Source organism: Pseudomonas sp. UBA6315 (genome assembly GCF_002438125.1).
In the GTDB taxonomy this organism is placed as follows: Bacteria; Pseudomonadota; Gammaproteobacteria; order Pseudomonadales; family Pseudomonadaceae; genus Aquipseudomonas; species Aquipseudomonas faucium.
Genome location: NZ_DJTF01000172.1, coordinates 33,278 through 58,276, shown reverse-complemented (window position 1 = coordinate 58,276; position 24,999 = coordinate 33,278). Strand labels below are relative to the sequence as shown.

21 protein-coding genes and 1 tRNA gene are annotated in these 24,999 nt (G+C 64.4%); 15 read left to right on the top strand and 7 right to left on the bottom strand.

Features of this window, described 5'->3' with window-relative positions:
* From B3E94_RS20275 to B3E94_RS20265, 3 genes are all read left to right on the top strand, one after another.
* Positions 1-326 (top strand): sigma-70 family RNA polymerase sigma factor (locus B3E94_RS20275; protein ID WP_286914904.1); only part of this gene is annotated, 326 nt, incomplete at its 5' end.
* Positions 327-448: 122 nt separating this feature from the next.
* The gene (locus B3E94_RS20270) at positions 449-4,195 is read left to right on the top strand and encodes an EAL domain-containing protein (protein ID WP_176517385.1); all 3,747 of its coding nucleotides are present in this window, start codon (positions 449-451) and stop codon (positions 4,193-4,195) included.
* 16 nt (positions 4,196-4,211) lie between these two features.
* A tRNA-Ile gene (locus B3E94_RS20265) sits at positions 4,212-4,288 on the top strand.
* 49 nt (positions 4,289-4,337) lie between these two features.
* Here B3E94_RS20265 and B3E94_RS20260 read toward each other — a convergent pair.
* A complete protein-coding gene (locus B3E94_RS20260) occupies positions 4,338-4,859 on the bottom strand; it encodes a serine acetyltransferase (protein ID WP_286914905.1) in 522 nt (173 codons plus the stop codon).
* A 152-nt stretch (positions 4,860-5,011) separates the two neighbouring features.
* Between B3E94_RS20260 and B3E94_RS20255 the strand changes: the two genes are divergently transcribed.
* The 11 genes from B3E94_RS20255 to B3E94_RS20205 all read left to right on the top strand — a co-directional run bounded on the left by B3E94_RS20255 (position 5,012) and on the right by B3E94_RS20205 (position 16,222).
* A complete protein-coding gene (locus tag B3E94_RS20255; protein WP_286914903.1) occupies positions 5,012-5,473 on the top strand; it encodes an Lrp/AsnC family transcriptional regulator in 462 nt (153 codons plus the stop codon).
* Positions 5,474-5,773: 300 nt separating this feature from the next.
* Complete coding sequence (locus B3E94_RS20250) at positions 5,774-6,088, top strand: helix-turn-helix domain-containing protein (protein WP_236238286.1); 315 nt, start codon at positions 5,774-5,776, stop codon at positions 6,086-6,088.
* A 162-nt stretch (positions 6,089-6,250) separates the two neighbouring features.
* Positions 6,251-7,933, top strand: coding sequence for a flavin monoamine oxidase family protein (locus tag B3E94_RS20245; RefSeq protein ID WP_286914901.1), 1,683 nt, complete (start codon positions 6,251-6,253; stop codon positions 7,931-7,933).
* Between the two features lie 15 nt (positions 7,934-7,948).
* Positions 7,949-8,743: a carbon-nitrogen hydrolase family protein gene (locus B3E94_RS20240; RefSeq protein WP_286914900.1), complete on the top strand. Its 795-nt coding sequence runs from the start codon at positions 7,949-7,951 to the stop codon at positions 8,741-8,743.
* 11 nt (positions 8,744-8,754) lie between these two features.
* On the top strand, positions 8,755-11,043 hold the full coding sequence (gene pqqF / locus B3E94_RS20235) for a pyrroloquinoline quinone biosynthesis protein PqqF (protein WP_286914899.1): 2,289 nt from the start codon (positions 8,755-8,757) through the stop codon (positions 11,041-11,043).
* Between the two features lie 169 nt (positions 11,044-11,212).
* Complete coding sequence (pqqA, locus tag B3E94_RS20230; RefSeq protein ID WP_003243383.1) at positions 11,213-11,284, top strand: pyrroloquinoline quinone precursor peptide PqqA; 72 nt, start codon at positions 11,213-11,215, stop codon at positions 11,282-11,284.
* Positions 11,285-11,364: 80 nt separating this feature from the next.
* Positions 11,365-12,276: a pyrroloquinoline quinone biosynthesis protein PqqB gene (gene pqqB, locus B3E94_RS20225; protein ID WP_286914898.1), complete on the top strand. Its 912-nt coding sequence runs from the start codon at positions 11,365-11,367 to the stop codon at positions 12,274-12,276.
* A 9-nt stretch (positions 12,277-12,285) separates the two neighbouring features.
* Positions 12,286-13,041: a pyrroloquinoline-quinone synthase PqqC gene (gene pqqC, locus B3E94_RS20220; protein WP_176514892.1), complete on the top strand. Its 756-nt coding sequence runs from the start codon at positions 12,286-12,288 to the stop codon at positions 13,039-13,041.
* On the top strand, positions 13,038-13,313 hold the full coding sequence (gene pqqD / locus B3E94_RS20215) for a pyrroloquinoline quinone biosynthesis peptide chaperone PqqD (protein ID WP_176514890.1): 276 nt from the start codon (positions 13,038-13,040) through the stop codon (positions 13,311-13,313). Before pqqC ends, pqqD begins: the two co-directional genes overlap by 4 nt.
* Positions 13,285-14,433 (top strand): pyrroloquinoline quinone biosynthesis protein PqqE, encoded by a 1,149-nt coding sequence (pqqE, locus tag B3E94_RS20210; protein ID WP_286914897.1) that lies wholly within the window; start codon positions 13,285-13,287, stop codon positions 14,431-14,433. The genes pqqD and pqqE overlap by 29 nt, the downstream gene beginning before the upstream one ends.
* On the top strand, positions 14,399-16,222 hold the full coding sequence (locus B3E94_RS20205; protein ID WP_286914896.1) for a S9 family peptidase: 1,824 nt from the start codon (positions 14,399-14,401) through the stop codon (positions 16,220-16,222). The genes pqqE and B3E94_RS20205 overlap by 35 nt, the downstream gene beginning before the upstream one ends.
* Positions 16,223-16,225: 3 nt before the next feature.
* Here the strand turns inward: B3E94_RS20205 and B3E94_RS20200 are convergent, their stop codons facing one another.
* Together B3E94_RS20200 and B3E94_RS20195 are read right to left on the bottom strand one after the other, a co-directional pair.
* On the bottom strand, positions 16,226-16,384 hold the full coding sequence (locus B3E94_RS20200) for a YqaE/Pmp3 family membrane protein (RefSeq protein WP_009681539.1): 159 nt from the start codon (positions 16,382-16,384) through the stop codon (positions 16,226-16,228).
* Between the two features lie 139 nt (positions 16,385-16,523).
* Positions 16,524-17,804: an aspartate aminotransferase family protein gene (locus B3E94_RS20195; protein ID WP_286914895.1), complete on the bottom strand. Its 1,281-nt coding sequence runs from the start codon at positions 17,802-17,804 to the stop codon at positions 16,524-16,526.
* A 211-nt stretch (positions 17,805-18,015) separates the two neighbouring features.
* On the opposite strand from B3E94_RS20195, the gene B3E94_RS20190 reads away from it, so the two are divergent.
* The gene (locus B3E94_RS20190; protein ID WP_286914894.1) at positions 18,016-18,942 is read left to right on the top strand and encodes a LysR family transcriptional regulator; all 927 of its coding nucleotides are present in this window, start codon (positions 18,016-18,018) and stop codon (positions 18,940-18,942) included.
* A gap of 230 nt (positions 18,943-19,172) precedes the next feature.
* Here B3E94_RS20190 and B3E94_RS20185 read toward each other — a convergent pair whose 3' ends face one another.
* The 4 genes from B3E94_RS20185 to B3E94_RS20170 form a co-directional block, all read right to left on the bottom strand.
* On the bottom strand, positions 19,173-20,951 hold the full coding sequence (locus tag B3E94_RS20185) for an acyl-CoA dehydrogenase C-terminal domain-containing protein (protein ID WP_286914892.1): 1,779 nt from the start codon (positions 20,949-20,951) through the stop codon (positions 19,173-19,175).
* A gap of 124 nt (positions 20,952-21,075) precedes the next feature.
* Complete coding sequence (locus B3E94_RS20180) at positions 21,076-22,359, bottom strand: GGDEF domain-containing protein (protein ID WP_176514877.1); 1,284 nt, start codon at positions 22,357-22,359, stop codon at positions 21,076-21,078.
* 202 nt (positions 22,360-22,561) lie between these two features.
* The gene (locus B3E94_RS20175; RefSeq protein ID WP_176514875.1) at positions 22,562-24,367 is read right to left on the bottom strand and encodes a phenylacyl-CoA dehydrogenase; all 1,806 of its coding nucleotides are present in this window, start codon (positions 24,365-24,367) and stop codon (positions 22,562-22,564) included.
* A gap of 303 nt (positions 24,368-24,670) precedes the next feature.
* Positions 24,671-24,967 (bottom strand): pyrroloquinoline quinone biosynthesis protein PqqE, encoded by a 297-nt coding sequence (locus B3E94_RS20170; protein WP_176514873.1) that lies wholly within the window; start codon positions 24,965-24,967, stop codon positions 24,671-24,673.
* Positions 24,968-24,999 lie beyond the last annotated feature (32 nt).

The window sequence follows — 24,999 nt, the reverse complement described above, 5'->3', positions numbered from 1 at the left end:
CCATGGAAACCCCGATCGGTGACGATGAAGATTCGCACCTGGGCGACTTCATCGAGGACTCGACCATGCAGTCCCCGATCGACGTGGCCACGGTCGAAAGCCTCAAGGAAGCGACCCGCGACGTGCTCTCGGGCCTGACCGCACGTGAAGCCAAAGTGCTGCGCATGCGTTTCGGTATCGACATGAACACCGACCACACCCTCGAAGAGGTGGGCAAGCAGTTCGACGTGACCCGTGAGCGGATCCGTCAGATCGAGGCGAAGGCGTTGCGCAAATTGCGCCACCCGACTCGCAGCGAGCATCTGCGCTCCTTCCTCGACGAGTGAAGACAAAACCCCGGCCCAGGCCGGGGTTTTTCTTATGTGACAAAAGGTCGTGGCCACTCGCTACCCGCCGGGCCGATTGCCCGTCTACACTCGAGTTCAGACCACCTGAATGCGAGGCTGATATGCCGCCTATGCCGGCCATTCTGTTGCTGCTCCTGATCCTGTGGAACACGACGGCCGGCGCCCTGACCCTGACAGACGAGGAAAAAACCTGGCTGGCTGCCCACCCGCAGCTGAAGCTGGGCGTCGACGCTTCCTGGCCACCGTTCGAGTTTCGTGACCAGGAAGGCCGGTACCAGGGATTGGCCGCCGATTACATCGCCTTGCTCCAGGAACGCCTGGGTGTAACGCTCAAGCCGATCGAGCCCAGCAGCTGGACCGAGGTACTGCAGCAGGCACGGGAAAGCCGCATCGACCTGCTACCCGGCATCATGTCCACGCCGGAGCGCCAGGGTTACCTGGCCTTCACCCGCCCTTACCTGGATTTCCCCATCGTCATCCTGGCCCATGAAGGCGGCGCACAACCGCGCACCCTCAAGGACCTTTACGGCCTGAAGATCGCCGTGGTGGAGAACTATGCGCCCCATGAGCTGCTACGTACCCACCACCCCGACCTCAACCTGGTGGCCATGCCCAATGTCAGTTCGACCTTGCAGGCGCTGGCCACCGACGAAGTGGACGCGGTGGTCGGCGACCTTGCCTCGAGCATCTGGAGCCTGCGCCAGCTCAAGCTCGAGGGCCTGTACGTCAGCGGCGAAACCCCGTACCGCTACCAGCTGGCCATGGCCGCACCGCGCGACGACAAGGTCTTGGTCGGTATCCTCGACAAGGTCATGGCCGACATGTCCAGCGACGAAATCAGCCAGATCCAGCAACGCTGGGTCGGCAACGTGGTGGACCAACGCACCTTCTGGCACGACATGCTGATCTACGGCCTGCCCGCCATGCTGCTGCTGGTCGCCATCCTCGCCGTGGTCATCCGCATCAATCGCCGGCTCAGCTCGGAAATTTCCCGGCGCATCGCGCTGGAGCAGGAGCTTCGCAGCAGCGAGTACCACTACAGGGGCCTGATCGAGAGCCTGTCGGCCATTGCCTGGGAGGCCGACGCCAACGATTTCACCTACAGCTACGTCTCGCCACATGCCGAAGACCTGCTCGGCTACCCCTTGCACGACTGGCTCAAACCCGGGTTCTGGCGCAGCATCCTGCACCCTGACGACGCCCTCTGGGCCCAGGCCTTCTGCGAAAGCGAAACTGCCGCCGGGCGCGACCACAGCCTCGATTACCGGGTGATCCGCGCCGATGGCCAGGCGCTTTGGGTACGCAACATCGTCAGCATGATCGAGCACGGCCACCGGCCGGTGATGCGCGGGCTGATGATCGACATCAGCGAAACCAAGCACACCGAAGACGCCCTGCGCTTGTCCGAGCAAAAGTTTGCCTCGGTGTTCCAGCAATGCCCCGACATCCTGCTGATCGCCCGCCTTGGCGACGGCTGCCTGCTGGAGGTGAACGAAGCGTTCGAGGAACAGATCGGCCTTTCCCCTGGCCAGGTGGTCGGCCGCACGGCGACCGAGCTGAACCTGTGGGGCGTGCAAGGCACCGGCCCTTTACTGCTCGAGCGCCTGCACCAGGGCAATGGCATCCGCAACCTGGAGATGAGCTTCCGTCGCAGCAATGGCCAGCTGTTCACCGGCCTCACCTCCGCCGAAACCTTCGAGCTCGACGGCACCCTGGCCTTCGTCGTGGCAGTGCGCGACATCAGCCAGCTGAAGGAAACCCAGCAGCAGCTGCAAATTTCCGAAGAAAAGTTCGCCAAGGCCTTCCACGCCTCCCCCGACGGCCTGCTGCTGTCGCGCCAGAGTGATGGCCTGCTGGTCGAGGTCAACGAAGGCTTCTGCCGCCTGACCGGTTACGAACTCAACCCATCGATCGACCAGACCTCGTTCGACCTGGGCATCTGGGTCGACCTCAACGAACGCAAGCGCCTGATCGACCTGCTGGCCCGCGACGGCTTCGTGCGCGACTTCAGCTGCCACATCCGCCGCAGCGACGGGCAGATTCGCCTGTGCGAGCTGTCCACTCGGCCACTGCCGATCGGCGGCGTCGACTGCATGCTGACCATCGCCCGCGACATCACCGAACGCCACCTGATGCAAGAGAAGCTGCAGCTGGCCGCCACCGTTTTCGAAAACACCGCCGAAGGCGTATTGATCACGGATATCGACCAGCGCATCAGCGCCGTCAACCGCGCCTTCAGCGAAATCACCGGCTACAGCGAAATCGAAGCGCTCGGGCAAACCCCGCGCCTGCTCTCCTCTGGCCAGCATGACAGTGCGTTCTACGCCGCCATGTGGCACCAGCTCACCGCCGAAGGGCATTGGCAGGGCGAAATCTTCAACAAGCGCAAGAACGGTGAGCTTTACCCGGGCTGGCTGACGATCAGCGCCGTGCGCAACAGTGAGCGCGCGATCACCCATTTCGTCGCCGTGTTCGCCGACATTTCCAGCCTCAAGCACGCCCAGGCCAAGCTCGACTACCAGGCCCACCACGACCCCCTCACCGGGCTGCCCAATCGCGCCCTGTTCGAAAACCGCCTGCAGGCGGTGCTCACCTGCTCGCAGGTGTCCAACCGCCAGGGCGCGGTGCTGTTCCTCGACCTCGACCGCTTCAAGCACATCAACGACAGCCTCGGCCATCCGGTTGGCGACCTGCTGCTCAAGGGCATCGCCCAGCGCCTCAAGGAGCAGGTACGCGACGTCGATACCGTGGCCCGCCTGGGCGGCGACGAATTCATCATCCTCCTGCCCGGCCTGCACAAGCCCAGCGATGCCAGCGCCATCGCCAACAAGCTGCTGGCAGGCTTCAGCGCACCGTTCCAGGCCGGCGAGCACGAATTCTTCACCAGTGCCAGCATCGGCATCAGCCTCTACCCGCAGGATGGCACCGACGTCGCCACGCTGATCCGCAACGCCGACGCCGCCATGTACCGCTCCAAGGCCAAGGGCCGCAACCGCGTCGAGGCCTACACCCGCGACCTCACTGCCCAGGCCAGCGAGCGCATCGCCCTGGAGCACGAACTGCGCCGCGCCATCGAGCGCAACGAAATGAGCTTGAGCTACCAGCCCAAGTTCAGCCTCAAATCCCAGACCCTGGTGGGTGCCGAAGCGCTGATCCGCTGGAGCCACCCGACCTTCGGCGAGGTGCCGCCCGAGCACTTCATCCACCTGGCCGAGGAGAACGGCACCATCCTGCAGATTGGCGACTGGGTGCTGGACCAGGCCTGCCGGCAGATGCACCACTGGAAGATGGATTACCAAGCCTTCGGCCCCTTGTCGATCAACCTCGCCGGGGCACAGCTGCGCCACGGCGGCCTGGCCAAACGCATCGAACAGCTGCTCAAGACCTACCAGCTCAAGGCCGGCGACCTGCAGCTGGAGATCACCGAGAACTTCATCATGAGCCAGGCCGAAGAGGCCCTGGCCGTGCTGCACCAGCTCAAGCAGCTGGGCGTGCAGCTGGCGATCGACGATTTCGGCACGGGCTATTCGTCGCTCAGCTACCTCAAGCGCCTGCCGCTGGACATTCTCAAGATCGACAAGTCGTTCATCCGCGGCCTGCCCGATGACCCGCACGACGCCGCCATCGCCCGGGCCATCATCGCCCTGGGCCGCAGCATGCAATTGACGATCATTGCCGAGGGCGTAGAGAACCTGGCGCAGCAGCGGTTCCTGGCCGCCGAAGGCTGCGAGCAGATCCAGGGCTACATCGTCAGCCTGCCACTGCCGCCCGAGGAATTCGCCGCGAGCTTTCTTCGCATAGCACTATCCGATCTTTCGGATGGCACCCTTTCCAAACCCTCGTTATAATCCGGGCGCTTACTGAGGGCCTATAGCTCAGTTGGTTAGAGCAGAGGACTCATAATCCTTTGGTCCACGGTTCGAGTCCGTGTGGGCCCACCAGATACGACAAAGCCGCGCCAATGCGCGGCTTTTTTGTGCCTGCTCGAATCTACTGCGCGTTATCGCGCAATTGCGTCCGGCGAGGGTTGTAGAAGGTGCTGTCGGCCGGGATATCACGGGTTACCAGCGACATGGCGCCGATCACCACATTGTCACCAACGCTGATGTGGTCGGCGATGATGCAGCTGTTGGCCCCCAGGCTCACGTTGTCGCCGATGCGCAGCGCGTAGTCCTCCAGCCCCAGGGTCTTGATCCCGATCGAGCAGTTCTGGCGAATGAAGAAGTTGCGGCCGATGCTCACATGGCGGGTTATCACCACGCCGGGCAGGTGAGCGATGCGCAGGCCGGGGGCGATCTGTGCGCCGATGTCGATATCCACGGCGTACTTCAGGTTCAGGCGCTGCTGCATCCGCCGGGCATGGCGCCTGGCCAGGCCGCCGCGAGCCTCGAGGAACTGGGCCAGGCGAAAGGCGAAGAGAAAGCGCAGTTTATTGTCCTTGCGGGCACGCCGCAGAACATTGAAAAACAGGCTGGTAGAGCGTCCTGGCCGTTTCTTGTTGGAGACTTCCATCCTCCAACATTCGAGCAGGTCGGCGAACTTCACACCGGGGCCTCCAGCAAATGGGCCCACCATGATGACGCAAAACTCGTCTCGATGCACTTGGCCTTGCCCTGCCAACCCTTGCGTGGCTAGGCTTGCCAGCCCACTGCCGAGAGCTTTCCATGACCGATTCACGCCCCATCACCCTCGACGAAATCGACCGCCAACTGATCGCCCTGCTGCAGATCAACGCCCGCGAGAGCGTCGCCACCCTGGCCCGCCAGCTGGGTATCGCCCGCACCACGGTCAACTCGCGCCTGGCGCGGCTGGAAAAGGGCAAGGTCATCACCGGCTACGGCGTGCGCCTGGGACAGCGTCTGATCGGGGGTGGCCTGCAAGCCTACGTGGGGATCAAGGTGCAGCCGCGTTCCGGCAAGGAAGTCGTGCGGCGCTTGAGTGCAATGGGGCAGGTGCAGCAACTGTGCGCGGTGAGTGGCGAGTTCGACTACGTGGCCTGGTTGCGCAGCGATACGCCGGAACAGCTGGACCAACTGCTGGACCAGATTGGCAGTGTCGAGGGCGTCGAGAAGACCACCACCTCGATCATTCTCAGCAGCAAAGTCGATCGCGGTCAGCCGGTATGATTTCGGAGTTTTCCTACACGCGTTACAAGCGGTAATTCTCCAGCGCGCTCATGCAGCGCCGAGAAGTATAGGCTGGAAAAACGGCCCATTGACGGGCCTGCTCACCCCCTCCAAACTATACGCAGATAACGTACAATCAATGGATGCCATTTTTGTTGAGCTGCCGCCGTTCGAACGTCACCGGTCCGAGTTTCTCAGTGACGAGGAATATCGCTCGTTGCAGCAAATCCTGCCTAACTGATCAGCAGTGCAAGGTGCTGAAAAACCTGCTTGAACGCGAAATACTGATGAGGACACTCCATGCCCCGCAACCTCTTCACTGAACTGACTGAAGGCTTTGACGCGCTAGCCGAACAACGGGTGGGCAAGATGACCTTGCGCACGCATAAAGCCACCTTGACCGAGCTCGCCCCCCTGGCACCGAACGAGCTGATCGAACTGCGCCAGCAGCTCAACATGTCCAGGGCGCTCTTCGCCAACTACCTGCGGACCAATGCCCGTACCTTGGAAAACTGGGAACAGGGCCGCTCCAAACCCAATGCCCAGGCAATCGCCCTGATCCGCCTGGTACAGAAATTCCCGGAGACCGTAGAGCATCTTGCCTCCTTGGCGTGATCAGTCAAAATCTATCAACCCATCGTCGTTACGACGAAACAACATACATTAAGCCACCACTCTGCTCCTTAATTACGAACACCCCGCTCCCTAAAATGACCCCCAGGCATCTCCTATACTCAGGCTCCGCTCCTCGCGCAGCCGCTCTGGCAAGGTCACTTCATGAACAAGAAAAACCGCCACCCCGCAGACGGCAAGAAACCCATCACCATCTTCGGCCCGGACTTTCCCTTCGCCTTCGACGACTGGCTGGAACACCCCGCAGGGCTGGGCAGCATTCCGGCGGCTCGACACGGTGAGGAAGTGGCCATCGTCGGTGCCGGCATCGCAGGCCTGGTGGCGGCCTACGAGCTGATGAAGCTGGGCCTCAAGCCTGTGGTGTACGAGGCATCGAAGCTGGGCGGCAGGCTGCGCTCGCAAGCCTTCAACGGCACCGACGGCATCATCGCCGAGCTGGGCGGCATGCGCTTTCCGGTGTCCTCCACCGCCTTCTACCACTATGTCGACAAGCTGGGCCTGCAGACCAAACCCTTCCCCAACCCGCTGACCCCGGCCTCGCGCAGCACGGTGATCGACCTCGAAGGCCAGACCTACTACGCCGAGAAGGCCAGCGACCTGCCCGCACTGTTCCACGAAGTGGCCGATGCCTGGGCCGATGCGCTGGAAAGCGGTGCCCAGTTCGCCGAGATCCAGCAGGCGATCCGCGACCGCGACGTGCTGCGCCTCAAAGAACTGTGGAACAAGCTGGTACCGCTGTGGGACGACCGCACCTTCTACGACTTCGTCGCCACCTCGCGCTCGTTCGCCAAGCTCAGCTTCCAGCACCGCGAAGTGTTCGGCCAGGTCGGTTTCGGCACCGGCGGCTGGGACTCGGACTTCCCCAACTCGATGCTGGAAATCTTCCGCGTGGTGATGACCAACTGCGACGACCACCAGCACCTGATCGTCGGCGGCGTGGAACAGGTGCCGCAAGGGATCTGGCGCCATGTGCCCGAACGTTGCAGCCACTGGCCCGAAGGCACCAGCCTGAGCTCGCTGCATGGCGGTGCGCCGCGTACCGGGGTCAAGCGCATCGCCCGCGCAGCCGACGGGCGCCTGGCGGTCACCGACAACTGGGGCGACACCCGCCACTACGGCGCGGTTCTCGCCACCTGCCAGAGCTGGCTGCTGACCACCCAGATCGACTGCGAAGAATCGCTGTTCTCGCAGAAGATGTGGATGGCCCTGGACCGCACCCGCTACATGCAGTCGTCGAAGACCTTCGTCATGGTCGACCGACCGTTCTGGAAAGACAAAGACCCGCAAACCGGCCGCGACCTGATGAGCATGACCCTCACCGACCGCCTGACCCGCGGCACCTACCTGTTCGACAACGGTGACGACAAGCCGGGGGTGATCTGCCTGTCCTACGCCTGGATGAGCGACGCCCTGAAAATGCTGCCGCACCCGGTGGAAAAACGCGTGCAGCTGGCCCTGGATGCACTGAAGAAGATCTACCCGAAAACCGACATCGCCGGGCATATCATCGGCGACCCGATCACCATTTCCTGGGAGGCCGACCCGCACTTCCTCGGCGCCTTCAAAGGTGCCCTGCCGGGCCACTACCGCTACAACCAGCGCATGTACGCGCACTTCATGCAGCAGGGCATGCCCGCCGAGCAGCGGGGCATGTTCATTGCCGGTGACGATGTGTCGTGGACACCGGCCTGGGTCGAAGGCGCAGTACAGACTTCGCTGAATGCGGTGTGGGGTATCATGAACCACTTTGGTGGCCACACCCACCCGGACAACCCAGGCCCGGGCGATGTGTTCGACGAGATCGGGCCCATCGCACTGGCAGATTGAAACAAAGGAGGCAGCATGCGCATCGCTCTGTTCCAGGGCGCACCCCACCCGCTGGACGTGCCTGGCAACCTGCAACGTCTGCGGCACCAGGCGCAACTGGCGGCCGAGCGCGGTGCGCAGTTGCTGGTGTGCCCGGAAATGTTCCTGAGCGGCTACAACATCGGCCTGGCCCAGGTAGAGCGCCTGGCCGAGGCCGAGGATGGCCCGTCGGCCATGGAGGTGGTGGAGATCGCCCGGGCCCACCGCATCGCCATCGTCTATGGCTACCCGGAGCGCGGCGACGACGGGGCCATCTACAACAGCGTGCAACTGATCGACGCCCATGGCCGCAGCCTGAGCAACTACCGCAAGACGCACCTGTTCGGGGAGCTGGACCGGGCGATGTTCAGCGCCGGCGCCGACCACTTCCCGGTGGTCGAGCTCGATGGCTGGAAGGTCGGCCTGCTGATCTGCTACGACATCGAGTTCCCGGAAAATGCCCGACGCCTGGCCCTGGCCGGAGCCGAGCTGATCCTGGTGCCGACGGCGAACATGGCCCCTTACGACTTCGTCTGCCAGGTGACGGTGCGCTCGCGCGCCCAGGAGAACCAGTGCTACCTGGTGTACGCCAACTACTGCGGCGCAGAAGGCGAGATCCAGTATTGCGGGCAGGGCAGCATCATCGGCCCGGACGGCAGCCTGCTGGCGATGGCCGGGCGCGAGGAGTGCCAGTTGCAGGCAGAACTGGAGCATGAGCAGGTAGCAAAGGGGCGCGAAGCGTTTCCTTACCTGACCGACCTGCGTCAGGAACTGCACCGGCGCGGGCACTGACGAGCCCCGCCATGCCAGACGCCACCCGCCACCTCTGCCTGGCCAACGGCCTGCACCTGACCCTGCGCCACGCCCCGCGTCTGCAGCGCTCGGCGGCGGCGCTGCGGGTGCACGCAGGCAGCCATGATGCACCGGCGAAGTGGCCTGGCCTGGCGCATTTTCTCGAACACCTTTTCTTCCTCGGCACGCCGCGCTTTCCACTGGCGGACGGGCTGATGCGCTATGCCCAGGCCCTGGGCGGCCAGGTCAACGCCAGCACCCGCGAACGCACCACCGACTTCTTCTTCGAAGTACCGCCTGCAGCCTTGGCCGGCGGGCTTGAGCGCCTCTGCCAGATGCTCGCCGAACCCGACCTTGGCATCGAGCGCCAGCGCCGCGAGCGGGAAGTGATCCACGCCGAATTCATCGCCTGGTCGCGCAACCCGCAAGCCCAACAGCAACATGCGCTGCTGCAAGCGGCACCCGCAGGCCATCCCCTGCGCGGCTTTCATGCAGGCAACCGCTACACCCTGGCCTTGCAGGACCCGGCCTTCCAGAAGGCCCTCGGCGGTTTCCACGAGCGCTTCTACCAGGGCGGCCAGATCACCTTGAGCCTGTGCGGCCCCCAGTCGCTCGACACACTCGAACAGCTTGGCAGGCAGGCGGCGGGCCTCTTCGCACCCGGCGCGCCCGTGCCGCAGGCGCCGCCACCTGCCTTGCCGGCGCAGCACAGCCAACGGATCGTTGCCCACGACAACCTGCCCGCAGGCGCCGAACAGGCACTGGAGCTGTTGCTCGCCTGCCTGAACGACAGCAGGCCGGGCGGCTGGCTCGACGCCCTCCAGCAGCGAGGCTGGCTGCAAGGGTGCAAGGCGCAGATGCTGTACGCCTTCGCCGGGCAGTTGCTCTGGCACATCGACTTGCAGTTGAGCCCCGAGGCCAGCGCCGATGAAGCCTGGGCCTTGCTGCAGGGTTGGTTCGGCTTCCTTCGCCAGGTTGGCACCGCGCAGCTGAATGCCGAATTCGGGCTCTTGCAACAGCGCCGCGAACGCAGTGCCAGCGCGCTTGAGCTGGCGCGCCGGGACAGTACCGGTCAACCTTTTGCGGCGCTGGCGCCTCAAGGGCTGCGCGCCTTCACGTCGCTGCTGGAACAGCTGCCAAGCCGCGAGCACGGGCAATGGTCGCTGCCTGCGGTCGACCCACTGCTGCTGGATCAATTGCCTGATGGCCCGGTAAAACCGCTGCCCGCCGCGTTGAAGTTCAGCGACCAACTGCCCATAACGCGCCAGTACGCGGCACTCTATCTGCGCTGGCAGGTACCTTCGGCTTTGCGCCAGCCGCTGCACGCCGCACTCGATCGCGCCCTGCGCCCCTTGCAGCAACGATGCGAACGAGCCTCGCTCCAACTGCAATTCAACGCTGCCGGCGAGTTCTGGCAGTTGCGCTGCGCGGGGCACCCGGCAGCGGTGACAAGGGCCGTGGAACAGGCGCTGGCGATCTTGGCCGCGCCCCCACCCGCTAGCTGGTCTGCACCCGTCACTGCGCCACCTGCGCTGATCCCGATCAGAGCCCTGCTCGAACAACTGCCAGATGCCGTGCTCGGCGCCCCTCCCAAACCTGCGCCCGCCCATACCCTCGACCAGCAGGTGCTCGAAGACGCCTGGCAGCACAGCCGCTGGCATGGGCTGGCCATGGGCTTCGACGAAGCCGCAAGCGCGACTTTGGCTACAGTGCTGCAAGGCTGCCCTGGCCAAGCCGGCAACGCAGAGGCGCCACCTGCCTGGCAGGGTGGTCGCTGGCATCACGCCGAGGTTCCCGGCAGCGAACATGCACTGCTGCTGTTCTGCTCGCTGCCGCCCCACCTGCAAGCCTGCGGCCGCCTGCTCGCGCAATTGCTGCAGGGGCCGGTGTACCAGCGCCTGCGGGTGGAGCTGCAACTTGGCTATGCGGTATTCAGTGCCTTTCGTCAGGTAGAGGGGATGGGCGGGATACTGTTCGGCGTGCAATCACCACACGTTCGCCAGGCAGAAATCCTCGACCACCTGCGCACCCTGCTGCGCCAGGGCGTGACACTCGACCCAGCCGCGCGCCAGGCACTGGCCGATCAATTCGACGAAGCGGCCATGGCCAACGACGATCTCGCGCATTGGCTGTGGCAGACACACCTGGCGGCGCACAGCCAATCGCTGGCCGCGTTGCGCGCGTCTATTCTGAACACGCAACAAGCGGATCTGGATGGCCTGCTTGCGCAGATTCTCCACCCCCACACCCCCTGTCTGTGCCTGGCCAATACAGCCGCGCCAGCAGGTACGTGGTGGTAGGCGCAATCAGGATTATTACGTTGGCTGCAAGAGCGCTTTTCGAAGAATTAACCTTCCGGTACAAATTTTTCTTGTAAGATAGCGCAATCCCAGCCAATGGAACCTCCTGAGCCAGGCGGCATCCCAACAGTAGCTGACCCCACCCACCCATCCGGAAGGAGAGACTCCCATGTGGACCAAACCTGCTTACACTGACCTGCGTATCGGCTTCGAAGTCACCATGTATTTCGCCAACCGCTAAGCCTTGCTTGCGGCTCGACGCCTCGGCCCGCCGGGGCGTCGTCGTTTTTCGGATACGCTTTTCGCACAGAGAGCCACGCCATGTACATCCAGATTCTCGGCTCCGCCGCCGGCGGCGGTTTCCCCCAGTGGAACTGCAACTGCGTCAACTGCAAGGGCTATCGCCAGGGCAGCCTGCGCGCCACGGCGCGTACCCAGTCGTCCATCGCCCTGTCGGATGACGGCGAACACTGGATCCTGTGCAACGCCTCGCCCGACATCCGCGCCCAGCTCCAGGCCTTTGCGCCCATGCAGCCGGCGCGAGCGCTGCGCGACACCGGCATCGATGCCATCGTCCTGCTCGACAGCCAGATCGACCACACCACCGGCCTGCTCAGCCTGCGCGAAGGCTGCCCGCACCAGGTCTGGTGCACCGACATGGTCCACCAGGACCTGACCACCGGCTTCCCGCTGTTCAACATGCTCAGCCACTGGAACGGTGGCCTCACGTGGAACCGCATTGAGCTCGAAGGCAGCTTCGTCATCCCGGCCTGCCCCAACCTGCGCTTCACCCCCTTCCCCCTGCGCAGCGCCGCCCCGCCCTACTCGCCGCACCGTTTCGACCCGCACCCGGGCGACAACCTGGGGCTGCTGGTGGAAGACACGCGCAGCGGCGGCAAGCTGTTCTACGCCCCCGGCCTCGGCCAGGTCGACGACAAGCTGCTGGCGATGATGCACGGCGCCGACTGCCTGCTGGTGGATGGCACGCTGTGGGAAGACGACGAAATGCAGCGCCGCGGCGTCGGCACCCGCACCGGCCGCGAAATGGGCCACCTGGCCCAGAACGGCCCTGGTGGCATGCTCGAGGTGCTCGATGGCTTCGCGCGCCAGCGCAAGGTGCTTATCCACATCAACAACACCAACCCGATTCTCGACGAAGACTCCCCGGAGCGGGCCGAAGTCCAGCGCCGCGGCGTTGAAGTGGCCTTTGACGGCATGAGCATCGAGTTGTAAGGAGGCGCCATGAGCGACGCATTGCCAATGTCCCCGGCCGAATTCGAACAGGCCCTGCGCGCCAAGGGCGCCTACTACCACATTCACCACCCCTACCACGTGGCGATGTACCAGGGCCGCGCCAGCCGCGAGCAGATCCAGGGCTGGGTCGCCAACCGCTTCTACTACCAGGTCAACATCCCGATGAAGGATGCCGCGATCCTGGCCAACTGCCCGGACCGCGAAGTGCGCCGCGAGTGGATCCAGCGCCTGCTCGACCACGACGGCGCGCCCGGCGAGGACGGCGGCATCGAAGCCTGGCTGCGCCTGGGCCAGGCCGTGGGCCTGGACCCCGACCAGCTGCGCTCCCAAGAGCTGGTGCTGCCTGGCGTGCGCTTTGCCGTGGACGCCTACGTCAACTTCGCCCGCCGCGCCAGCTGGCAGGAGGCGGCCAGCAGCTCGCTGACCGAGCTGTTCGCCCCGCAGATCCACCAGTCGCGCCTGGACAGCTGGCCGCAGCACTACCCGTGGATCGACCCGGCCGGCTACGAGTACTTCCGCACCCGCCTGGGCCAGGCCCGGCGTGACGTGGAGCACGGCCTGGCGATCACCTTGCAGCACTACACCACGCGGGCCGGCCAGGAGCGTATGCTGGAAATCCTGCAGTTCAAGCTGGATATCCTCTGGAGCATGCTCGATGCCATGAGCATGGCCTACGAGCTGAACCGCCCGCCTTATCATTCCGTCACCCAGCAACGGGTGTGGCACAAGGGGATCGCCCTATGAGTCTTGACCGCAAACAGGTACCGAACTGGCGCCCCGGCTACCGCTTCCAGTACGAGCCGGCGCAAAAGGGCCACGTGCTGCTGTACCCCGAGGGCATGATCAAGCTCAACGACAGCGCCGGCCTGATTGGCGGCCTGATCGACGGCAAGCGCGACGTGGCGGCGATCATCGGCGAACTTGAACAGCAATTCCCTGGTGTGCCCGAAGTCGCCGACGACATCGAGCAATTCATGGAGGTGGCCCGTGCCGAACACTGGATCAGCCTCGCCTGAGGTACCGGTCGGCCTGCCGCTGTGGCTGCTGGCCGAGCTCACTTATCGCTGCCCGCTGCAGTGCCCGTACTGCTCCAACCCGCTGGACTTTGCCCAGCAAGGCCAGGAGCTGAGCACCGCGCAGTGGTTCAAGGTGATGGCCGAGGCGCGCGAAATGGGCGCGGCGCAGATCGGTTTCTCCGGCGGTGAACCGCTGGTGCGCCAGGACCTTGCCGAACTGATCGGCGAGGCCCGCCGACTGGGCTACTACACCAACCTGATCACCTCGGGCATCGGCCTGACCGAGGCGCGCATCGCCGCGTTCAAGGAGGCAGGCCTGGACCATATCCAGATCAGCTTCCAGGCCAGCGACGAGCAGGTGAACAACCTGCTGGCCGGCTCCAAAAAGGCCTTCGCGCAAAAGCTGGAAATGGCCCGCGCGGTGAAGGCCCATGGCTACCCGATGGTGCTCAACTTCGTCACCCACCGGCACAACATCGACAAGATCGACCGCATCATCGAGCTGTGCATCGCCCTGGAAGCCGACTTCGTCGAGCTCGCCACCTGCCAGTTCTATGGCTGGGCGCACCTCAACCGCCTGGGCCTGCTGCCCACCCGCGAGCAGCTCGAGCGCGCCGAGCGCATCACCAACGAGTACCGCGCCAAGCTCAAGGCCGAAGGCCACCCGTGCAAGCTGATCTTCGTCACGCCCGACTACTACGAAGAGCGCCCCAAGGCCTGCATGAATGGCTGGGGCAGCCTGTTCCTGACCATCACCCCGGACGGCACTGCCCTGCCTTGCCATGGCGCCCGGCAGTTGCCGGTGCAGTTCCCCAACGTGCGCGACCACGACCTGCACCACATCTGGTACGACTCGTTCGGTTTCAATCGCTTTCGCGGTTATGACTGGATGCCCGAACCTTGCCGCTCCTGCGACGAGAAGGAAAAGGACTTCGGCGGCTGCCGTTGCCAGGCCTTCATGCTCACCGGCGATGCCAGCAAGGCCGACCCGGTGTGCGCCAAGTCGCCCGACCACGGCATCATCCTCAAGGCCCGCGAGGAGGCGCAAACCGCCGAGCTCGCCATTGAACAGATGACCTTCCGCAATGAACGAAACTCCCGTGTCATCGCCCGCGGCTGAATTCAGCGCCGCCCAGGCCGTCGCCGCCGGCACCGATTTCGCCGAGCTCAAAGTCAGTGCCCAAGGGCTGTTCTGGAACGAGTTCCGGCCCGCCGATGGCGCCTGCCGGGTGTGGCGCTGGCATGGCTACCAGGCCAGTTGCCTGACGCCGGATGGCTTCAGCGTCCGCAGCCGGGTCTACGAGTATGGCGGCGGCAGTTTCTGCCTGGGGGGCGACGGGCTGCTGTTCGTCAATGAACAGGACCAGCAGGTCTACACCCAGGCACTGGATGGCGGCGCACCCCGTGCACTGACCCACGATGACGCCTGCCGCTACGGCGACCTGCAATGGCAAGACGGCAAAGTGCTGGCGGTGCAGGAGCGCCACGGGCAGGGCGTGCAGCATTGCCTGGTGGCCTTCGACGAAAACGGCGTCGAAGTACTGGCCGAAGGCGCCGATTTCTACGCCTCGCCCACCTTGAGCGACGATGGCTCGCGGCTGGCCTGGGTCGAGTGGGACCGCCCGGCACAACCTTGGACCATCACCCGGCTGATGTGCCGCGAGCGCGACGTCATTGGTGCCTGGGGCCCGGCGCGCTGCCTGGCCGGCGCGGACGAATCCCTGCAGCAACCGCGTTTCGATGCCCAGGGCCGGCTGTATTGCCTGTCCGACCGCAACGGGTTCTGGCAGCCGTGGGGCGAAGTCGACGGGCGCTGGCAAGCCTTGCCGGCCGAGCCCGCCGACCACGCCGCAGCGCCCTGGCAGCTGGGCGCCAGCACCTGGCTGGCGATGGGGCCGCACAGCTACCTGGCGAGCTGGTTCGAAGACGGCTTCGGCCAGCTGGGCCTGCGCCGCGCCGATGGCCAGGTGGAACGCTACGCCAGCGCCTACACCCGTTTTCGCAGCCTGGCCATGGATGATGCGCAGCTCTACGCCATCGCCGCCTCGCCGATCAGCCCGCCCGCCGTGATCGCCATCGACCGCGCCAGCCACGAGGTGCGCATCCTTGCCGGGGGCGCCGAGGTCTTGCCGGCCGAGCGCATCAGCCTGCCCGAGCCGATCCACTACGGCAGCGGCGGCAGCACCGCCCATGGTTTCTTCTACCCGCCCGCGCACACGCAAGGCCCGGCGCCGCTGGTGGTGTTCATCCACGGCGGCCCCACGTCCGCGTGCTACCCGGTGCTCGACCCGCGCATCCAGTACTGGACCCAACGCGGCTTTGCCGTCGCCGACCTGAACTATCGCGGCAGCACCGGCTATGGCCGCGCGTATCGCCAGGCGCTGCACCTGCGCTGGGGCGAAAGCGATGTGCAGGATGCCTGCGCAGCGGTAGAGCACCTGGCCTCGCGCGGCATGATCGACCGGCATAAGGCCTTCATTCGCGGCGGCAGCGCCGGCGGCTACACCACCTTGTGTGCCCTGGCTTTGCAGGATGTTTTCCGTGCCGGCGCCAGCCTGTATGGCGTCAGCGACCCGATTGCCCTGGGCCGCGCCACGCACAAGTTCGAAGGCGATTACCTGGACTGGCTGATCGGCGACCCGCAGCACGATGCCGAACGCTACCGCCAGCGCACCCCGCTGCTGCATGCCGCGCAGATCAAGGTGCCGGTGATTTTCTTCCAGGGTGAGCTGGATGCAGTGGTGGTGCCGGAGCAGACGCGCTCGATGCTGGAGGCGCTACGGGCCAACAGGATCGAGGCCGAAGGGCATTTTTATGGCGGTGAACGGCATGGCCTGCGCAAGGCCGAGAACCTTGCGCATGCACTGGAAGCCGAGTGGAGGTTCTATTGCCGGGTGCTGGGCCAGTAACACCTAGCGCTTGGCGATGATGTACACCGCATGCACGATGCCCGGAATGTACCCCAGCAAGGTCAACAGGATATTCAGCCAGAACGCGCCGCCGAACCCCACCTGCAGGAACACACCCAGTGGCGGCAGGATGATGGCGATGATGATGCGAATGAAGTCCATGCGAGTCTCTCCTCAAAGGGTCTAAACAGAGACTAGCTGCGCCAGACAGAGGTTCCACAGGCAAAAAAAAACGCCCCTGGCCAAATGAAACAGGCCAAGGGCGATGCGCAGGAACGCCAGACGGTTCGTTGAATTCGTGTTACGCCGATACTTCGCGGCGGGCATGCTGTTGCGCATGCAGGCGGGCAAAGGCCCGGGCCAGGCGCAGGAGCATCTCGTCGATGTTGCCCTTGCTCACGGTCAGTGCCGGCGAAAAGCGCACCACATCCGTTTGCGGTGCATTGAGCAGCAGCCCTTCGTGCAACGCTGCCTGAACCAGGTCATGGGCCAGGTTCTCCTGCAGCTGCAAGGCCCAGAGCAGGCCTTGGCCACGCACTTCGCCCTGGCCGTAGCGCCCTGCCAGGCGGCTCAGGCCATCGCGCAGGTGACGGCCGCTGTCCTGCACATGCTCGAAGAACCCCGGCTCCAGCACGGTATCGAGCACCGCAAGGCCCGCGGCGCTCATCAGCGCATTGCCATGGTGGCTGCCTTCCAGCTCGCCGGGCTCGGCGCAGCAGGCACTGCCACGGGCCAGCAAGGCCGCCAGCGGCACGCCGCCACCCAGGCCCTTGCCCAGGGTGATGATGTCGGCGCGCACACCATAGGTCTGCTCGGCCAGCAGCGCGCCACAGCGGCCGATACCGGTCTGCACTTCGTCGAGGATCAGCAGGAAGCCCAGTTCGCGGCACAGCTTCTCGACGCCTTGCAGGTACGCCTGGGTGGCCGGAATCACCCCGGCTTCACCCTGGATCGGCTCGAGCATGATCGCCACGGTGCGCGAGTCGACCTGCGCATGCAGCGCCGCCAGGTCGTTGAACGGCACCTTGCTGAAACCCGGCAACCCCGGCTCGCAGCGGTTGCACGGCAGCGGGTCGGAGGCCGACAGCGCGCCCAGGCTGCGGCCATGGCAGCCCTGGGTGGCGGTGATGATGTGATAGGCACCATTGCGATGCAGCTGGCCCCACTTGCGCGCCAGCTTGATCGCCCCTTCACAGGCTTCGGCGCCACTGTTGAGCAGGTAGGCCTGGTCGCTGCCGGTGCTGCGGCACAGGCGATCGACCAACGCCAGCAAGCCACGGCTGTGGTAGCCGGCCCCTGGGTTGATCAGCGCCTGGGCCTGGCTGCCGAGCGCCTTGACCAGCACGCTGGGGCTATGGCCCAGGCTGTTGACCGCACAACCCTGGGTGAAATCCAGGTAGGCACGCCCTTGGTCATCCCACAGCCAGGAACCCTGGCCACGAACGAACACATGCTCGGCCCGTGTGCTGCCCGGCATCAGGCGCTCGCGGCTCGGCGCTGGCACGTCCGCTTCGAGCACCGGCGCACGCTTGGGCTCGGCGACCGCGGCAGGAGCCGAGCGGCGCAGGTTGAACAGGTTCATCGGGGCTCCAACCAATCACGGTAAAGGGCGGCCAGGGTCCGGTCTTGGTGCCGGCGCATGAATATTTTGCCTTGCCTATCAAAAGTGTTTTTCAAACGGGGTAACAATGCCTTGATTGCTCGCTGTAACCCGTTGCAATACGGCGATAGACTAGGCGTCGGCCGCGCTTGCGGCCATTCCGTTTTTCCAGCTTTTTCGATAAGTGTTGCTTATGGATTTTCGCCAACTGCGTTATTTCGTCGCGGTGTATGAAGAAGGCCATGTCGGCCGTGCCGCCGAACGCCTGTCCCTGTCCCAGCCGGCGCTGTCGCAACAGATCCGCCAGCTCGAGCACAGCCTCGACCTGAGCCTGTTCGAGCGCAGCAACAAGCGCCTGCTGCCGACCTTGGCTGCGCACACCCTGTACAACCACGCCCTGCCCCTGCTCGACGGCCTGCAGCGCGCCCATGAGGCGATGCGCAACTTCAAGGGCCAGTCGCTGCGCACGCTGGCCATCGGCGTGCTGCAAACCGTGCGGCCAAGCCTGGTGCCGCAGCTGCTGGAGCGGGTGCGCAAGGCCCAGCCGCACCTTGTGGTGCAGATCTATGAACTGTCGGGGCTGGAGATCGAGCGGCGCCTGCTCAACGGCAGCCTGGACATCGGCATCAGCTACCTGCCACCGCGCCAGCCCGGCTTGCATGGCATGCTGCTGTACGAAGATGAACTGCAACTGGTCATCCCCGAAACCCACCCGTTGAAGGATTTCAAGAAGGTATCCATCCGCCAGGCCGCAGAGTTGCCGATGCTGATGCTCGGCGAGGAATTCCAGATCCGCCAGATCTGGAAGGAGCAGCTGGCAAGCCAGGGCCGCCGCCCCCAGGTGCAGGCGGAGATGAACAACATGGGGGGGATTCTCGACAGCCTGGCGCACACCGCGCTGGCGACGATCCTGCCGGGGCGGGCCAAGGATGCTGCCGAAGATGACCAGGGGCTGCTGTGGAAGCCGTTGAGCGAACCGCGGGTGCCGCTCAAGGTCGGCCTGGTGTTTCGCGATGCGCAGCGCCAGCAGGCTTCGGTGGAGTTGCTGCGCAACTTGCTGGAAGAGGAGGCGGATGCCAGGCCGCTGGGGGCCTCACCGCTGGATGTGCTGGGCGGATAAAACACGCGCACAAAGAAAACCCCGCCTAAGCGGGGTTTTCCAGACTGTTTCCCTGTGACATCCCTATCGCCCCACCGTCCTGGCAGGAAATCCTTCGTTGTCCCTGTTCTGTCCTTTGCGCTTCCTGCGCAACGTCCATGTACAAAGAGTAACCGTGGATCCAATCTGAGACCAGTGGCGAAAAGTCACCGCGTCATGTAGGAAAATGCTTACAGGCAACCTGATATCAATCAGAACTGCTCGGCGTCCAGCAGGTACAACGACTCGCTGCCCGCCTTCACCGACGTCACCAGCGAAGTCACCCGCGGCAACAGGCGCGCGAAGTAGAAGCGCGCAGTGCCAAGCTTGGCTGCGTAGAACGCCTCGTCGCCCTCGCCCGCCTTGGCGGCCCGCGCCATCAATGCCCACATGTAGCCATAGGCAACATAGCCAAAGGCGTGCAGGTACTCGACCGAGGCGGCGCCGATTTCGTTCGGGTTGCCTTTGGCCTGTGCAAGCACCCACTCGGTCAGCCCGTCCAGCTGGTCCAGGTAGGCGGCCAGGGGTTTGGCGAACTCGTCCAGCTCGCTGCCGGCGCTGGCGATGAACTGGCGGATTTCATCGGAGAACAGCCGGTAGTAGGCGCCACCGCTGGCCACCACCTTGCGCCCCATCAGGTCCAGGGCCTGGATACCGTTGGTGCCTTCGTAGATCTGGGTGATGCGCACATCACGCACCAATTGCTCCTGGCCCCATTCGCGAATGTAGCCATGGCCACCGAACACTTGCTGGCCGTGCACCGTGCACTCCAGGCCCAGGTCGGTGAGAAACGCCTTGGCCACCGGGGTCAGCAGGGCCACCAGTTCCTCGCTGCGCTTGCGCGTGGTCGGGTCTTCGCTGTACTTGGCGCTGTCCAGCTGCATGGCCACGTAGGTGGAGAAGGCGCGGCCGCCTTCGATCAGTGCCTTCATGGTGAGCAGCATGCGCCGCACGTCCGGGTGCACGATGATCGGGTCGGCCACCTTGTCCTTCGCTTGCGGGCCAACGGGGGCGCGGCTTTGCAGGCGGTCGCGGGCGTACTCCACGGCGTTCTGGTAGGAGCGTTCGGCCGAGGCCAGGCCTTGGATGCCCACGCCCAGGCGCTCGTAGTTCATCATGGTGAACATCGCCGCCAGGCCCTTGTTGGGCTCGCCGACGATGTAGCCGACCGCTTCGTCGAAGTTCATCACGCAGGTGGCCGAGGCCTGGATGCCCATCTTGTGCTCGATCGAGCCGCAGGTGGCCGGGTTGCGGGCGCCGAGGCTGCCGTCTTGGTTGACCAGGAACTTCGGCACCAGGAACAGCGAGATGCCCTTGGGCCCTGCCGGCGCGTCCGGCAGCTTGGCCAGCACCAGGTGGATGATGTTCTCGGTCAGGTCGTGCTCGCCGCCGGTGATGAAGATCTTGGTGCCGCTGACCTTGTAGCTGCCATCAGCCTGGGGCTCGGCCTTGGTGCGGATGATCCCCAGGTCCGTGCCGGCATGGGGCTCGGTCAGGCACATGGAGCCGGCCCAGACGCCGGCATACATGTTCGGCAGGTACTTTTCCTTGAGCGCTTCGCTGGCGTGGGCGTTGATCGACAGGCAGGCGCCCGCGGTCAGCATCGGATACAGGCCGAAGGCCAGGCTCGAGGCGTTGACCATTTCCTCGACTTGGGCGGAGATTGCCTTGGGCATGCCCATGCCGCCGAACAGCGGGTCACCGCCCACGCCGACCCAACCGCCTTCGGCGTAGGTCTTGTAGGCTTCGATGAAGCCGGCGGGGGTGCGCACCGCGCCGTTGTCCCAGTGGCAGCCTTCTTCATCGGCGGCGCGGCTGAGCGGGGCAATGCGCTTGCCGGTGACCTTGCCGGCCTCTTCCAGCACGGCCAGGGCCGTTTCAGCGTCGACCGCTTCGGCCAGCTCGGGCAGTTGCGCCCACTGCTCTGCCACCTTGAAGACTTCATTCAGAACGAAGCGCATGTCGCGCAGGGGCGCTTTATAGTCAGCCATCACAACCTCTCGCTAGTCGGGTCGGGGGCGGTCACTGTTGACCGCGGCACGGGGTTGAATCCAGTGTAACCGAACAACTTTTGCGAGACATAGGGTCATCACGCGACCATATGGTCATATTCGGTCACGCCATTCGTACCGCCCCGCGCCGCGATTGTTGCCCATGGACCATGACGCAATTGCGCCCGGCGCCCTTGGCGCTGTACAGCGCCTGGTCGGCAGACTTGAGTACTTCTTCCGGGTTGCGGTGTTCGGCCTGGCGTTCGGCCACGCCGATGCTGATGGTCACCGACACCGTACCACCGCCGCTGCCGCTGCGGCGCTGGCGCCCTGCCGAGTCGTCCTGCGGGCGGTTGTTCTGGTCGCGCAACTGCATGGCGTAGTTGGCGATCATCTCGCGCACCGCCTCCACGTGGGGCACGCATTCCTCTGCCGTCTTGCCGGCAAACACCAGGGCGAACTCTTCACCGCCGTAGCGATAGGCGCGCCCGCCACCGGTCACCTTCGACAAGCGGCTGGCGACCAGGCGCAGCACCTGGTCACCCACATCGTGGCCGTGGGTGTCGTTGAATTTCTTGAAGTGGTCGACGTCGGTCATGGCGATCACGTAGTTGCGCCCCAGGCGCTGCATGCGCTCGTTCAGCGCGCGCCGCCCGGGCAGGCCGGTCAGCTCGTCACGGAAGGCCATCTGGTAGGCCTCGTGGGAGACCGCAGCAGCGATCATCAGCATCACCTGGCTGCACATGATGTTCAGGGTGAACGGCAGGATGAAGGTCTTGGGCAACATCCAGAAAATGCCCACCAGGCCGATGAGCTGCGCCGCATGCAAGGGCCTGGGCTCGCGCAGGTACTGCACCACCAGCAGGATGAACACGCCGATGAACAGCGGGTAGACCATCTGGATCAGGCTCATCCATTGGCCATGCAGCGACGGCCAGCGGATTTCCGCCAGCCAGCTGAGCAAGGCTTCGGGGAAACTCTGCTCCAGCGCCACCGCCACGCTGCCGACGGCAAACAGCACGGCGAAGCGGGCCAGCAGGTCCTGGGCCAGGTGGGTACGCTCCTGCCACGCGCCGAACAGGCCGTACAAGGCCGGCAGCAACAGGCAGACGAGGTGGAAGATCACCGCTGCGTCTTCGCGCACGCGGCCGTTGTCGCGGTAATAGTCGGTCTGGGTATCGAGCAGGAAGTAGGCGATATACACCGTGACCATCAGAAACAGTTCGCGCTGGCGACGGTATACGGCGCAATAAGCACCGCCCAGCAGCAGAACCAACGTGGGCAGGACGTTGAACAGTGAGGTGAAGAAGACGCTGAGGTCTCTTACGTAAGCCGCCGCAAGCCCTGCCAACAATAGAACCAGCGAAGGCAGGAAGTGGCTCGCGCGTACAGCGTTTAGACGAAACAAGGGTAATCTCCGACCCGGCAGATCAATAATGGCATTGTGCCCTTACTTCATCGGCAGCGCACATGAATAGATGAGGACAACCTGGGTTAACGGCCATGGGGGCGCTGCGCTTGAGGTTTTGTTGTAACCAGTTTTAAGCAGACCAGAATGAAAAAACCCGCCTGCCGGTGAGGGCAGGCGGGTTTCTGTAGAGCCTTGCGGCTTAGTAGGACAGGCCGAAGTTTTCTTCGTCCATCGCCATCAGGTTATTGGCACCCGACAGCATGGTCGCCACGTGGGTACGGGTACGCGGCAGGATGCGCTGGAAGTAGAAGCGTGCGGTCTGCAGCTTGGCGGTGTAGAACGCCTCCTCGCTGGTACCGGCTGCCAGCTTCTCGGCTGCCAGGCGGGCGATGTCGGCCCAGAAGTAGGCCAGGCAGGCATAACCGGAGTACATCAGGTAGTCCACCGAAGCGGCGCCCACTTCCTCGCGGTCTTTCATCGCGGCCATGCCGACCTTCATGGTCAACTCGCCCCACTCCTTGTTCAGCGCGGCCAGCGGCTCGACGAATTCCTTGAGCGCGTCGACGCCTTCCTGGGCCTGGCAGAACTTGTGCACGATCTTGGTGAAGCCCTTGAGCGCTTCGCCCTGGGTCATCAGCACCTTGCGGCCGAGCAGGTCGAGTGCCTGGATGCCGGTGGTGCCTTCGTACAGCATGGAGATACGGCTGTCGCGCACGTTCTGCTCCATGCCCCACTCGGCGATGAAGCCGTGGCCACCGTAGATCTGCACGCCGTGGTTGGCGGCCTCGAAGCCGACTTCGGTCATGAAGGCCTTGGCGATCGGGGTCAGGAAGGCCAGCAGGGCATCGGCCTTCTTGCGCTCTTCCTCGTCCTGGCTGTACTTGACGATGTCCACCTGCTTGGCGGTGAAGTACACCATCGCGCGGTTGCCTTCGGCGAAGGCTTTCATGGTCAGCAGCATGCGGCGCACGTCCGGGTGGACGATGATCGGGTCGGCTGCCTTGTCCGGCGCTTTCGGGCCAGTCAGGGAACGCATTTGCAGGCGGTCACGGGCGTACTTCAAACCACCCTGGAAGGCCACTTCGGCGTGCGCCAGGCCCTGCAGGGCAGTGCCCAGGCGCGCGGTGTTCATGAAGGTGAACATGCAGTTCAGGCCCTTGTTGGCTGGGCCGATCAGGTAGCCGGTGGCGCTGTCGAAGTTCATCACGCAGGTGGCGTTGCCATGGATGCCCATCTTGTGTTCCAGCGAGCCGCAGCTCACGCCGTTGCGCTCGCCCACGCCGCCTTCGGCGTTGGGCAGGAACTTCGGCACGATGAACAGCGAAATGCCTTTGGTGCCGGCCGGGGCGTCGGGCAGGCGGGCCAGGACGATGTGGACGATGTTATCGGCCATGTCGTGCTCACCGGCGGAGATGAAGATCTTGGTGCCGGAGACTTTGTACGAACCGTCGGCTTGCGGCTCGGCCTTGGTGCGCAGCATGCCCAGGTCGGTGCCGCAGTGTGGCTCGGTCAGGCACATGGTGCCGGTCCACTCACCGCTGACCAGCTTGGTCAGGTAGGTGTGCTGCTGCTCTTCGGTGCCGTGGGCCGAGATGGTGTTCATCGCACCGTGGGACAGGCCCGGGTACATGCCCCACGACCAGTTGGCGCCACCGACCATTTCGCTCAGGGCCAGGCCCAGCGACTCTGGCAGGCCCTGGCCACCGTGGGCGACGTCGTGGGCCAGGCTCGGCCAGCCACCTTCGACAAATTGTTCGTAGGCTTGCTTGAAGCCGGTCGGCGTCTTCACGCCCGACTCGCTCCAGGTGCAGCCTTCCAGGTCGCCGACGCGGTTCAGCGGGGCCAGCACCTGCTCACAGAATTTCGCGCCTTCTTCAAGGATCGCGTCGACCATGTCTGGCGTTGCGTCCTGGCAACCCGGCAGGCTCTGATAGTGCGCCTCGTAGCCGAGCAGCTCGTCGCGGACGAAACGAATATCACGCAAGGGGGCTTTGTAATCAGGCATTGCGATGAACCTCTGTGATGAGTTCTGGGGAGACCGCCGATACCGACCAGCTCTTGGTGGCTTTCGGTCAAACAGTTGTTTGAAACTTACGTTTAGCACCGCCGGATGTCAAGGAGGGACCATGGTGCCATTTCAGTCACGAAAAATGGCATATCAGCCATTACGGTAAATCCTGCCCATAAATGACTGTGGGAGCGGGCTTGCCTCGCGAAAGCGCCGGCCCAGACAACAGTGGATGTCCGTTCTGACGCATTCGCGGGCAAGCCCGCTCCCACAAAATTTGAGGGGCTGCTGATTGTTGGATCAGGCGTAGGTGTCGATGAAGCGGCCGAGCATTTCGTCGGAAGCCTTGGCGACTTTTGCGCCAAGCTCGACTTCGGTCTTGCCCAGGGCCAGCTGCACGGTGCTGGTCGCCAAGTCCATCTGCTGGCTGCGATCAACCCCGCGCAGGCGCTCGGCCTGGAAGTCGCTGGACTGGCTGGTGGCGGCACGTTCGACGGTGGTGTTGGCGATCTGGCCGGCGGCCTGGTCGATGCGGTTCTGCCCGGCCTGGATGGCGCCGAGGCCCGCGTAGTAGGCGGAGCTACCGGTGATTTCCATGTCAGAACTCCAATGACGCTGGATAGGAACAC